This is a genomic window from Polaromonas sp. (assembly GCF_010365105.1).
GTDB lineage: Bacteria > Pseudomonadota > Gammaproteobacteria > Burkholderiales > Burkholderiaceae_C > Polaromonas.
The window spans coordinates 185242-198293 of the sequence record NZ_JAAFGZ010000003.1; the positions used below are offsets into that span (position 1 = coordinate 185242).

Genomic DNA, 13052 nt, shown 5'->3' on the forward strand with positions numbered 1-13052 from the left:
GAATTGGGTCGAAAGCGATTCAGCTTAACGCAGACGCCGTTGGCACTGGTAATGCCGGTAATGCTGGTACTGCTGGTACTGCTGGTACTGCTGGTACTGCCGATAACGCCACATGTTCCCGGCAGCGATGCCGAAATGTGCCACGCCTTGGGTATTGGGCAAATCCGCCCATGCGCTTTGGCACCGCGCGTACCTCGGCAACCACGTCAACGCCATCAACGAAAAGCTTCTGGCTCGCCGGCGCATGCAACGCCACGTGCAGCACCGATCGCTTTTCAGTCGTGTTGCTCATGTCAGCGCGGAACAGGGCTTCGATGCGTCCACCGGGTTCATGCCAGGCACTTGCGCTTTTCTTCGATGCATGAAAGAAGTGTCTGCCAGGAGGCGGCGAAGGCATCGGCGCCCTCACGCTGCAAGCGCGCAGCCAGTTCAGCGTCATCCACGCCTTCGCCTTTGAACGCTTGCAGCACCGTCTCGGCGTCGCCTCCATCGCTCGCAAGCGCGGCGCCCACTTTGCCGTGATCGGCAAAAGCCAGCAAGGTTTTCTCGGGAATCGTGTTGATGGTGTCGGGCGCCGCCAGCCCTTCGATGTACAGCGTGTCCGGCGCTGCCGGGTCCTTGGTGCCGGTGCTGGCCCACAGCACCCGCTGCGGACGAGCCCCGGCTTGCGCCAGCTTCAGCCAGCGCGGGGATGCGAGCAGGTCGCGATAAGCCTTGTAGGTGCGCATGGCGATGGCCAGCCCCAGGCGGTTCTGCAGCGATGCCGAAACCACCGGCTTGACGGCGACGTCCCAGCGGCTGACAAACAATGAGGCCACCGAATGCACTTCGGGATCAAGACCGGCGGCAAGGCGGCGTTCAATGCCGCGCATGTAGGCTTCGGCCGCTGCAAGGTAGTGCTCGCGCGAAAAAAGCAGGGTGACGTTGATCGGCACGCCTGCAAAGATCGATTCCTCGATGGCCTCGACACCGGCCGGCGTTCCAGGGATCTTGATGAACAAATTGGGCTTTTGCGCCACCATGTGCAGCGACGCCGCACTGCGGACCGTCTTTGTGGCGTCACTTGCCAGCAGGGGTGACACCTCCAGCGAAACCCAGCCGTCAGTGCCCTGCGTGGTGTTGAAGACTGGTCGAAACAGATCGGCCGCCGACGTCAAGTCTTCGAGCGCCAATGCAAAGAACAGGTCTTCATTTGACTCGTTGAGCGGCGCCAGACGCGCAATCGCCTCGTCGTACAAATCGCCGTGGCCGATAGCATGCTCGAAGATCGTCGGGTTCGACGTCAGCCCCGTCACGGACCAGTCGGCGATGTAACGCGCCAGCGTACCCTTGACAAGCATTTCGCGGCTGATGTTGTCAACCCACAGGCTTTGGCCGAGGTCGTGCAATTTTTGGGTATTGGCGTTGAGGGTCATGTCATTTCCAGTGTGGTGTGCGCCCCGACTGAGGGCGTGTTGCGCAACCGCGAGAAGTCGAGGTCGACAAGTTCGCCGATGCGTTCGATGGTGAGGTCGGCGGCGGGTTGGGCAGCGACGGCCGCCAGGTCCAGGGCGTAATGGCCCTGGCGCGGGAAGATAGTGGTGAGTTGTTCTTGCCACACTGACTTCATGGCCGCAAGAATGCGCAGCTTGTCATCGACCATGACGTAATGGCGGGCCGGATAGTGACGCTGCACGGCATCCAGCATCTTTTCCTTGTGGACACACACCAGCGCACGGCCATTGACTGCATCCCAAAGCCCCGAGCGCTGCAGCTTGTACGGCTGGAACACGACATCGCCATCGGTCAGGATCACGGCCGTGGCCAGACACTCCAGGTGCTTGATGACCTCCAGCGCACGCGGATACAGCCGATCGGCAAACGGATAGTCGATGAGGAAAGGCGACATCATCAGCAATCGCTGCTCGTCGGCGCTTCCGGTTTGAGTTCAAACCGGAAGCGCTGCAAGGCGCCGAGGTAGTCCACATAACCCAGTTCTTCGCGCAACGCATCGAAGATCGTCCAATAGCGCTGGGGACAGTCGGCCCCGAATTCGCTTTCCAAATGGGCATGCAGGTCGGCTATGATGCGGTCACCGTCAAGCAGCGTGTTGTCAACATCCAGCAAAAAACCACTTCGGCGGTCATTCAGCACCGCCCACACCATGCGGGTGGTGCGTTGCGGAATCAGTTTGCGGATCACGCCAGCCGCCATCTTTTGCGATCAACGCATCAGACTCGGCAGGCCCCCAGCTTCCCGGTTCGTAGGGCACGACCGGATGGTGCGTGTTCAGTACCGGCTCGACCACGCTCCAGGCCGCCATCACCGAGTCCACGTCGGTGAACAGCGCGTCGTCACCGACCATCGCATCGCCAAGCAGGCGTTCGTAGGTGGACATCGAACTCGGCTCTTCTTCCCCCAGATACAGCTCGCGCTGAACCCCGATGAATTCCTTGCCCGGACGCTTGACGCGGGCCGCCAGTGCGATGCCGGCCGCCGGCTGCAGGCGAAAGCGGAAGTAGTTGGCGCGGCCACCGGACGGCCCGGAATCGTCAAACAACTGTTGAGGCGGCGGGTGCATCTGCACCTGCACTTCGACCACGGAACCGGGCAGCAGCTTGCCGGCTCGTACATACCAGGGCACGCCGGCCCAGCGCCACGAGTCGATGAAAAGGCGCAGCGCACAAAAGGTCTCCACATCAGAGTCGGGCGCGACACCTTTTTCATCGCGGTAGCCGATGTACTGGCCGCGCACCAGGTCAGCGGGTTTGAGCGGCAGCATCGCCCGCAGCACGCTGGCCTTGGCGGTGTGCACGGCGTCGAAGCTCTGGTAGGCCGGCGGCTCCATGGCCAGCAGCGCGATGACCTGGAACAGGTGGTTTTCCACCACGTCGCGCAGGCAGCCTGCACTCTCGTAAAAAGTGCCGCGCGCACCAACGCCAAAATTCTCGGCCAGCGTCACCTGCACGCTGGCGATGTGGTGACGGTTCCACACCGGCTCCAGAAACGAGTTGGCAAAGCGGAAGTAGAGGATGTTCATGATCGCCTCTTTCCCCAGGTAGTGGTCGATGCGAAAGATCGACGACTCGGGGAACACCGCCTGCGCCGCCGCATTCAGCGCACACGCCGACGCCAGATCACGGCCAAAGGGCTTCTCGACAATCACGCGCCCATCCTGCGCGAGGCCCGAGCTGCCCAGGCTCTCGATCACGGTGGCGAACAGGGATGGCGGAATGGCCAGGTAGAACGCCGGACGTTTTGCCCCTTTCAACGCCGCCTTCAGCGCGCTGAAAGTGGCAGCGTCGTTGTAGTCGCCGCTGACGTAATCGAGCAGTGCGATCAGACGGTCGAACGCAGCCGGGTCATCAATGCCGCCTTCATGTTCCTCGTGCAACAAGCTGTCGCGCACACGGTCCTTCCACTCCTGAATTCCCAACTTTGACGACGCAACGCCAATCACCGGCACCGTCAGGTGTCCTTTCTTCACCATCGCGTACAGCGCCGGAAAGATTTTCTTGGCGGCAAGGTCGCCAGTGAAGCCGAAAACGACCAGGGCGTCAGCATGCGGCTGCTCTGCGGTGACGCCGGTACGCGCAGCGACGCTCATTTCCCGTCTCCCTCGGGCTTTTCATGATGACCACCGAATGCGTGCCGCATGGCAGACAGCATCTGGTTGGAGAAATCTGCCTGACCCCGCGACGCGAATCGCTCGTGCAAGGCAGCGCTCAGCACCGGCGTCGGAACGGCTTCGTCGATTGCCGCTTGCAGGGTCCAGCGGCCTTCTCCGGAATCCGAAACGCGTCCGGCAAAGCCTTCAAGCTGTGGATTCTTCAACAGCGCGCCGGCCGTCAGGTCAAGCAGCCAGGAACCGATGACGCTGCCGCGGCGCCAGACCTCTGCAATCTCGGGCAGGTTCATGTCATAGCAGTAGAACTCGGGGTCGCGCAACGGAGTGGTTTCCGCATCAATGGCTTGCTCTCGCTGACCGACGTCGGCATGGCGCAGCACATTGAAGCCTTCGGCATAGGCCGCCATCACGCCGTACTCGATGCCGTTGTGCACCATCTTGACAAAGTGGCCTGCGCCTGACGGACCACAGTGCAAAAAACCGTCTTCGCTTGGGGCGATCGGGCCGCTGCGGCCAGGCGTGCGGCCTGCAGAAGCGACACCCGGTGCCAGCGCCAGGAAAATCGGCGTCAGATGCTCGACGATGGTCGGCTCACCGCCAATCATCAGGCAGTAGCCACGATCTTCACCGGCCAGGCCGCCACTGGTGCCGACATCGACATAGTGCAAGCCGGTTTCCTGCAGACGCTTGGCACGGCGCACGTCATCTCGGTAAAAGGAATTGCCGCCGTCGATGACGATGTCGCCCGGGTCCAGATGCGGCAGCAGTTCGTCGAGTGCCTGGTCGACACTTGCGGCCGGCACCATGAGCCAGATGGCCCGTGGCTGCGTCATCCTGGCGACAAGTTCTTCGACCGATGCAGCGCCGACAGCGCCTTCGGCATGCAGCGCGGCAATAGCCTCGGCTTGCCTGTCATGCACGACACAGGCGTGGCCTGCCTTCATCAGGCGCCGCGTCATGTTGGCACCCATTCGTCCCAAACCGATCATTCCCAGCTGCATATATTTCTCCTTTGGATAGGGTGTTGATCAATGATCCTGCGGCAAGTTCACGACCACCGCGTGTACCCGACCATCATCGACAAGATTAATCATGTCACCCTCCGTTTTGACGCCGTCGTGGACAACGCCTGGTGCACCCCCCGCATTGGCGCGGCGGCAGGTGATGTTGTACTGCGCCGTGCCAAAGCGGTATTGCACATCGAAATCCTTCCAGTGCGGCGGCAGGAGCGGACGAATGCACAGGCGGCTGCCGTGGCGTTGCAGACCAAGCAACGACTCGACAATCAACCGGAGCATCCAGCCGGCTGAGCCGGTGTACCAGGTCCAGCCGCCCCGCCCGGCGTGTGCCGCATTGGCATAGACATCTCCGGCCACCACATAAGGCTCGACTTGGTAGATGGCGACATCTTCAGCATTAACTGCATGGCTCACCGGGTTCAACAGATCAAACAACGTCCATGCGCGCTTGGTGTCACCGAGGGCCGCGAAAGCCATTGCCGCCCACGTGGCGGCGTGCGTGTACTGACCCCCGTTTTCGCGCACCCCCGGCAAATAGCCCTGGATATAACCGGGCGATGGCTTGCTGGTGTCGAACGGCGGGTCGAGCAGCTGCACAAGCCGTGTGTCGCGATGCACGAGATGCTTGTCAAGGGAAGCCATCGCGGCGCGGGCGCGGTCGGATGGCGCAGCCCCCGACAAGACCGACCAGCTTTGTGCAATCGAGTCGATCCGGCATTCGGTGTTGGCTGCGGAACCCAGCACCGAGCCGTCATCAAACCAGGCACGCCGGTACCAGTCGCCATCCCAGGCCGATGCCTCAGTGCGCTGACGCAGCCCCTCGGCCTCGTGTTCGCAGCATTCGGCAAAGGCCGTGTCCCCACGCGCACGCGCGAGAGGTGCAAACCGGCTCAGCACGTCGTAGAGGAAAAATGCCATCCAGACGCTTTCACCACGGCCTTCGGCGCCCACCAGGTTCATGCCGTCATTCCAGTCGCCCGATCCCATCAAGGGCAGGCCATGTGCGCCCCAAACCAGCGCACGACGGATGGCGCGTACGCCGTGGTCATACAGACTGGCGGTCTCACTTGCGACCTGGGGCTGCTCGTAGTTCGACGCTTCGCCCTCCTTCAGCGGCCGGCTCTGGAGGAAAGGACAAGGGGCGTCGAGAACGCCACTGTCGCCAGTGACCTCGACATAACGGCAGGTGGCCAGTGGCAACCACAAGAAATCGTCGGCACAGCGCGTGCGAACGCCCTTGCCCGAAGGCGGATGCCACCAGTGCTGCACGTCGCCTTCCACAAACTGGCGCGACGCAGCGCGCATCAGATGCTCCCGAACAAGGTCGGGGGCAGAATGCACCAGCGCCATCACGTCCTGCAACTGGTCGCGAAAGCCGAATGCACCACTCGACTGATAAAAAGCGGTTCGGCCCCACAGGCGCGAGGCAATGACCTGATACGGCAGCCAGCCATTCACCAGCATGTTGAGCGCAGGGTCGGGCGTTTGCACCTGGATCGCATCGAGCGTCTGCCGCCAGAACGCATGCACGGCGTCAAGCGCCCTGCCAGCCGCGCCGGGTTGCCGCCAGCGACCCACCAGATCACGCGCCTCGTCGGCTGTCTTGCCAGCACCGAGCATGAACACGATCACCTGTTTTTGCCCTGGTGCCAGTTCGAAACGGACGCGCAGCGCAGCGCACGGGTCCAGCGCGGCACCGACCCGGCCCGACAGTCGCGCCTGCGCCATGGCGGCGGGCGCAGCTGCACTACCCGCCGGACCCAGAAAATCATCACGGTCACCACAGACATCGTCCGTCCCCTCCACGCCATCGGCATGAACATCAAAAAACGCGGTGCGGCCTGCGAAATCCGTGTTGTAGCCATTGCGGGCGAACACCGTGCCGGTCTCGGCATCAACGGTCGTCACCACCTGCATTTGTGTTTTTGAGCGTTCGTCGCCCAGCACCCAGTCGACACAGCCGGTGACCGACAGTTGGCGCTGCCGGTCCGATTTATTTTGAACTGTCAGCACCGAAAATTTGACCGGGCTGTCGATGGCGACATACATGCAAAGTTCGGACTCGATGGCGTCTTCGGCATGCTCGAAAACGCTGTAGCCGAAGCCGTGGCGTGTTGTGTAAGCGCCGGCAGCCCGTGTGGGCAACAGCGTGGGTGACCAAAAATAGCTACTGGTGTCGTCGCGAATGTAGAACGCTTCCGTGTTGGGATCGGAAACCGGGTCGTTGGACCAGGGTGTCAAGCGGAACTCGTGGGCGTTCTCGCTCCAGGTGTTTGCGCTGCCGCTTTCCGACACCAGCGTGCCAAAGTCAGGGTTGGCCATCACATTGACCCAGGGTGCGGGCGTCATGTGCGCGGCCGATGTCGTGATGACATATTCACGACCGTCGGCCGAAAAACCGCCCAATCCGTTGAAAGCCAGAAGATTGCGCGGCGCATCAACTCCATCGGCTTCAGGTGCAGCAGCTTGCTTTGGCGCGTCGCCGGTCGTGCTTCTCGTAACCAAGGAAATATGCGCAAGCTGCGCAGCAAGCGTGTCGGCGTCGGTCACCACAATCCTTGCGGCGCTTTGCAGCAGGATGCGATCACCGTCTTCAAGTGCCGAGCCATCGAGCACAAAAATGCCGCCGGGTTTGCCGACCCGAGCCGCACCGGGACCGGCATCAATCCGTTGCCGAACCTGGTCCAGCAAGCGCGGCGCACCGTCATCTGAAGGCGCGCACAACACAGCCAACTCGGTGCCAAGGCCAAACGCTTTCCACCAGCTCTGCGCCTGCACCATCTGTGCAACCACCTCAGCCGGCTCCGCGCCGGTCAACTGCAGCAACACGATCGGCAAGTCGCCCGAGATGCCAAACCCCCAGAGATCAGACTGCCCACGGTGGTTGCGCTCGATAACGCTGGCGTCAGCACGCAGTTCAGCCGCCGGATACACCAGCGCTGCCGCCATGCGCTGATACAGCAATGCGTCGGTGTTGCTCATCGCGGAGGTGCGCTGAATGGTTTGGCGGTAACTGCAAGCCTGTTCCACCATTTGATTCGCCGCCCCTGCCCTTCTAAACTTTTGCGCCAGTGCCACGCAGGCGTCATGGGTCGAAGCGACACCGGTCAGCCAGTCAATCGTGATTGACGCACCGGCCTCAAGCACGAACGGCACCTGGATGGCCGCGACGGCGTCAAGCACAGGTCCGGCAGTGCCCGACAGCGCAGCGTCATGGTCTAGCGCCTGCGGATCAGCCGCATCAAGGCCACGGCCGACAAAACGCATGCGGTCGGTTTCGAAGGTCAACGAGCCAGCCCCGGCGCCACTGACCACCGCGGTATGAAACAGCCATGGCGTCGGGTCAGCCGAAGTGCTGGGTCGCCGGGTGGCGAAGATCGTTTGCAATGACGAATCGATGGTTGTTTCGACGAACAGCTTGCTGAATGCCGGGTGTGTCGAGTCGGTGGCGGATGGACTCAGCACAATCTCGGCATAACTGGTCCCGCTGAAGGTCTGGCGCCGGCTGCTGCAATTTTTAAACACCACGCGGCGTAACTCCACCGGTTGGTCAATCGCAACGGCGAATTCGCTGCGGGTTTCCAACACGTCATCGCACCACCAGACGATGGCGCCCCCTTCGCTGAAGTCATGTCCAGCCATCCCGGCGGACGCTGTCTTGTTTCGCACAAAGCAACGCGTGCCGCCAAGATCAAACGTCGGATCCGTGCAGCGGCGCGTCACCGCCAAGCCCTCCCAGCAACTGCTTCCATGCCCTGACGCCGTGACCGTCAGGTGGTACGCACCATTTGAAAGAAATTGAAGTTGGGGCATGGCTGAAGTTGGCTACATAAGGCAACACAGTAAACGACTTGATCAAAGCGCGCGCGCAACATATGTCGCCGTCTGTTTGAGGGTGAACAGACCAGGGCTGGTGCAGCGGAGAGCGGGCAGGCATGCGATTGCGTTGCGTTGCATCGCGTCATAGCATCGCAGCGAATGGATAGTCAGTACAGCCAAGACCTACCCAGCTTTTTAAGCCGTTTGTGCTGCCTTTACTGCAGTGAACGCGATCAAGCAATCCAACAAATGGCCGTCAATGCGCCTCTGCTCTTGCTAGCACTAAAGTGTGTGCAACGCCTGACTTGGATGTTGAAGATGCTGACCTCTGGCCCCACCGTCTGTGACCCATCAGGTATATCCTTCTGGCACAAGCTGAGGCACATTACTACAGACAATTCGGCAATCAGGCTGTCATGGCGACGGGATGAATTAACCCAACAATTCCCACAACAACCGGCGGGGTTCAGAACTTCAAGTCTCATCTGAAGCACCTCAAATAGCGGCATCCACCGGACAGCGTCAAAAGCCACACACTGATAGAACGGCATCAAAAAGCAGGGTATTCCCATGATTTATGTCTCAGCGCCGGAACACGGCGAACCGTCTGATCCCGCAATGAAAGCCCACGCACTCCACGCCACGGTGACCGCGCTGCTGGCCGGCGACAAGGGCCTGCTCGCGATGGATGAGAGCACCCCGACCTGCAACAAGCGTTTCGCCGCGCTCGGCATTGCGCAGACCGAAGAATCGCGCCGGTCCTGGCGCGAGTTGCTCATCACGACCCCGGATCTGTCCAACAGCATCAGCGGCGCAATTCTTTACGACGAGACCATTCACCAGAGCCGGCAAGACGGCACGCCGTTCGTCAAGCTGATGGCAGACGCGGGCATCGTCGTCGGGATCAAGGTTGACACCGGCGCAAAGGCTTTGGCCGGGCATCCCGGCGAGTCGGTCACCGAAGGGCTTGACGGGCTGCGCGATCGATTGACAGGCTATGCCGCACTCGGCGCCAGGTTTGCCAAATGGCGCGCCGTGATCGCCATCGACGCGGCCCTGCCCAGCACTGCATGTATCGCGGCCAACGCCCATGCGCTGGCGCGTTATGCCGCCTTGTGCCAGGAAGCCGGACTCGTGCCCATCGTCGAGCCCGAAGTGTTGATGACAGGCGACCACACGCTTCAGCGTTGCGCCGAAGTCACCGAACAGGTGCTGCATGAAGTTTTTGAGCAGTTGCATGTTCAGCGCGTGCTGCTCGAAGCCTTGCTGCTCAAACCAAACATGGTGCTGCCGGGCCTGACCTGCGCGCACCAGGAAAGCGTTGACGAGGTGGCAGACGCCACGGTAACAACCCTGCTCCGCGCCGTACCAGCCGCCGTACCCGGCATCGCTTTTCTTTCAGGCGGCCAGAGCCCTGAGCTGGCTTCTGCACGGCTGAACGCAATGAACCGGCGCTTCAAAGGACGAGCCCCCTGGGCGCTGACGTTTTCATTCGCGCGCGCCATTCAGCAGCCCGCGCTTGACATCTGGCGCGGCGAGCCCGGCAATGTGCAGCAAGCACAGCGTGCATTGCAGCAGCGCGCTGCCTGCAACCGTGCCGCGCGGCAAGGCAAATACGCCGACCTGGCCGATGCCGCCGACTGAATCATCCAGAAAGTCACCCATGACCACTCCGCTTGACCTTGAATGCATCAACACCCTGCGCTTTTTGTCGGTTGACATGGTGCAGCATGCCAACAGCGGCCACCCTGGCCTGCCCTTGGGGGCGGCCACCATGGCTTATGCGCTGTGGACCCGCCATCTGAAGCACCATCCGGCCAACCCCCTGTGGGCCGACCGTGACCGCTTCGTGCTGTCGGCCGGGCATGGCAGTGCCTTGCTCTACAGCCTGCTGCATGTCACCGGCTATGACCTGTTGCTGGACGACCTGAAACAGTTCCGGCAATGGGGCAGCAAGGCCCCCGGGCATCCGGAGCGCGGCCACACACCGGGTGTCGAGATCACCACCGGCCCGCTGGGCCAGGGCATGGCCAATGCCGTCGGCATGGCAATCGCCGAAGCGCATCTGGCGGTGCGCTACAACCAGGGCGGACATGTGCCGGTCGACCACCGCACTTGGGCTCTTGTCAGTGACGGCGACCTGATGGAAGGCGTGGCCGCCGAGGCTGCGTCGCTGGCCGGCCACCTGCAACTGGGCAAGCTCGTCTGCCTGTACGACGACAACCGCGTGACGCTGGCGGCGGGCACCGACATCGCGTTCAGCGAAGACCGTGCCCTGCGCTTCCAGGCCTACGGCTGGCAGACGCTGGTGGTCGATGACGGCAACGACCTGGAAGCAGTTAATGCAGCGCTCAATGCGGCGCAGTCCGAAACCACACGGCCGTCACTGATCCTCGTGCGCACGCACATTGGTTTCGGCTCGCCGGAGCAAGACAGCTTCAAGGCGCACGGCTCACCGCTCGGCGTCGAGGACGTCAAGCGCACCAAGAAGGCCCTCGACTGGCCGCTTGATCCGCCATTCTTCGTACCAGAACCTGCACTCGCCCATTTCCGCGAGGCGCTGGTGCGCGGCGAGAAAGCCGAGGCCGACTGGAACGTGCGCTGGCGCGCCTACGCCGAAGCATTGCCAAGCCTGGCCGCCGAATTGCAAGGCCGGCTGCGCGACGAACTGCCTGCGGGATGGGACGCCGATATCCCGGTGTTTGCCGCCGATGCCAAGGGCATGGCCACACGGGTCTCGGGTGAACGGGTCATCAACGCCATCGCCACTCGCCTGCCCGCGCTTTTTGGCGGTTCCGCCGACCTGGACCCATCGACCAAAACTGCGCTTAAAGGACAAGGCACCTACAACCCGCCGCTGGTTGCGGGCGAAGACGCGCAGGGCAGTGATTCCGGTGGCTGGAGCCGGGCCGGCCGCAACCTGCACTTCGGGGTGCGCGAACATGCGATGGGCGCCATCGTCAACGGGCTGGCGGCGCATGGCGGCTTTCTTCCGTATGGATCGACCTTTTTCGTTTTTTCCGACTACATGCGGCCCCCCATCCGACTGGCCGCGCTGATGGGCCTGCACGTGGTGCATGTATTTACCCACGACAGCATTGCCCTGGGGGAAGATGGTCCGACGCATCAACCGGTCGAACAGCTCGCCAGCCTGCGCGCCATGCCAAACCTCACGCTGATCCGTCCGGCCGACGCCAACGAAACCGCCGTGGCCTGGAAAGTGGCGGTCGAGAGGCGCGATCGGCCGGTGCTGCTGGTGCTCACCCGTCAGGACCTGCCCACACTGGACCGCAGCCAGCATGCCAGCGCCGAGGGCTTGCGGCGGGGGGCTTACGTCTTGCAGGAACTGACTGCAGACGGTGCGAAAGCCGGTACGCCCGATCTGATCCTGCTGGCCAGCGGTTCGGAAGTCACCTTGATTCTGGCCGCTGCCGAACGCCTGCACGCCGATGGCTTGTCGGTGCGCTGCGTGTCGATGCCCAGCTGGGAGTTGTTCGAGGCGCAGCCGCCCTCCTACCGGGACGAAGTGCTGCCGCCAGAGGTTCATGCGCGACTGGCAGTCGAAATGGGAGCGGTGCAGGGCTGGCATCGTTATGTCGGCGATCAAGGGGATGTGCTCGGGGTCGAACACTTTGGCGCATCGGCACCAGCCAGTGTGTTGCTGGAAGAATTCGGATTCACGGCAGACAACGTGGTGCTGCGCGCCCGCCGCGTGTTGGCCAAAGGGTCCGCGAATGGATTAATGCATTAAAAAATCAAGACAGCGCTGGCCGTTCGACTGACTACTTCACTGATTGACCGATTGGAGAACAACGATGAACCGTCCGCTGAAAATCGCCGCTTCCGTGCTAGCGGCCGATTTCACACGGCTGGGCGAAGAAGTCCGTGCCGTTGACCAAGCCGGCTCCGACTGGATTCACCTCGACATCATGGACGGGCGTTTCGTTCCGGACATCTCGTTCGGGCCGGGCATCGTAAAGGCGATTCGGCGCAGCACGGACAAGCCGCTCAATGTGCACCTGATGGTGGTCGAGCCCGAGCGCCTGCTTGAACGCTACCGCGACGCCGGTGCGGATCACCTGCTGGTTCAGGCCGAGCCTGGATCAACCGTTCATCTGCATCGTGTGCTCAGCCGCGTTCGGGATCTGGGTTGCCGGCCCGGCGTGGTGATTGATCCGGCCACGCCAATCGTCTGGATTGAGCATGTGCTGCACCTGGTGGACATCGTGCTGGTGATGACGGTGAACCCCGGCTTTGGCGGCCAGGCGTTCCTGCCCGAAATGCTGCCCAAGATCGCTGCCTTGCACAGCCTTTGCACTGAGCGCGGGATCAATCCACATATTCAGGTGGATGGCGGGGTTGATCCGGAGACGGCACGCGCCTGTGTCGCTGCAGGCGCCGACGTCCTGGTTGCAGGAAGCGCAATTTTTGGTTCAAAAGACTACGCGGCAACGATTGCGCAGATGAAAGCCAATACGCAATGACTGCAGTATTCCTGAATTTTGCTATTTAATTGAGCCACTTGCACAATCCAGAAAGTGGTGAATTAGTGGCTTTGCGAAGATGCAAATTTGAGAGGTGAAAGAGTAGGCGCAGCCACTGGGAAG

Annotated in this window: 10 protein-coding genes; 3 read left to right on the forward strand and 7 right to left on the reverse strand. The window is 62.0% G+C overall.

The features are described 5' to 3' along the window. Window positions 1–19: 19 nt before the first annotated feature. The 7 genes from GZ092_RS03280 to GZ092_RS03305 are packed head-to-tail and all read right to left on the reverse strand — an operon-like array spanning window position 20 to window position 8439. Window positions 20–439, reverse strand: coding sequence for a hypothetical protein (locus GZ092_RS03280; RefSeq protein ID WP_363254203.1), 420 nt, complete (start codon window positions 437–439; stop codon window positions 20–22). Continuing rightward, a complete protein-coding gene (gene tal / locus GZ092_RS03285) occupies window positions 330–1415 on the reverse strand; it encodes a transaldolase (RefSeq protein ID WP_293634322.1) in 1086 nt (361 codons plus the stop codon). Before tal ends, GZ092_RS03280 begins: the two co-directional genes overlap by 110 nt. Then, on the reverse strand, window positions 1412–1891 hold the full coding sequence (locus GZ092_RS03290) for a hypothetical protein (protein WP_363254205.1): 480 nt from the start codon (window positions 1889–1891) through the stop codon (window positions 1412–1414). Before GZ092_RS03290 ends, tal begins: the two co-directional genes overlap by 4 nt. Then, window positions 1891–2181 carry a hypothetical protein gene (locus GZ092_RS21200; protein WP_363254207.1) on the reverse strand — a complete coding sequence of 97 codons (291 nt, stop codon included), beginning with the start codon at window positions 2179–2181 and terminating at the stop codon, window positions 1891–1893. Before GZ092_RS21200 ends, GZ092_RS03290 begins: the two co-directional genes overlap by 1 nt. Next, the gene (zwf, locus tag GZ092_RS03295; protein WP_293634324.1) at window positions 2123–3586 is read right to left on the reverse strand and encodes a glucose-6-phosphate dehydrogenase; all 1464 of its coding nucleotides are present in this window, start codon (window positions 3584–3586) and stop codon (window positions 2123–2125) included. The genes GZ092_RS21200 and zwf overlap by 59 nt, the downstream gene beginning before the upstream one ends. Further along, window positions 3583–4608, reverse strand: coding sequence for a phosphogluconate dehydrogenase (NAD(+)-dependent, decarboxylating) (gnd, locus tag GZ092_RS03300; protein WP_293634326.1), 1026 nt, complete (start codon window positions 4606–4608; stop codon window positions 3583–3585). The genes zwf and gnd overlap by 4 nt, the downstream gene beginning before the upstream one ends. Window positions 4609–4635: 27 nt before the next feature. Beyond that, on the reverse strand, window positions 4636–8439 hold the full coding sequence (locus GZ092_RS03305) for a hypothetical protein (RefSeq protein WP_293634328.1): 3804 nt from the start codon (window positions 8437–8439) through the stop codon (window positions 4636–4638). Between the two features lie 624 nt (window positions 8440–9063). Between GZ092_RS03305 and GZ092_RS03310 the strand changes: the two genes are divergently transcribed. The 3 genes from GZ092_RS03310 to rpe all read left to right on the forward strand — a co-directional run bounded on the left by GZ092_RS03310 (window position 9064) and on the right by rpe (window position 12929). Continuing rightward, on the forward strand, window positions 9064–10089 hold the full coding sequence (locus GZ092_RS03310; protein ID WP_293634330.1) for a class I fructose-bisphosphate aldolase: 1026 nt from the start codon (window positions 9064–9066) through the stop codon (window positions 10087–10089). 19 nt (window positions 10090–10108) lie between these two features. Next, complete coding sequence (tkt, locus tag GZ092_RS03315) at window positions 10109–12196, forward strand: transketolase (protein WP_293634332.1); 2088 nt, start codon at window positions 10109–10111, stop codon at window positions 12194–12196. 64 nt (window positions 12197–12260) lie between these two features. Further along, a complete protein-coding gene (gene rpe, locus GZ092_RS03320; RefSeq protein ID WP_293634334.1) occupies window positions 12261–12929 on the forward strand; it encodes a ribulose-phosphate 3-epimerase in 669 nt (222 codons plus the stop codon). Window positions 12930–13052 lie beyond the last annotated feature (123 nt).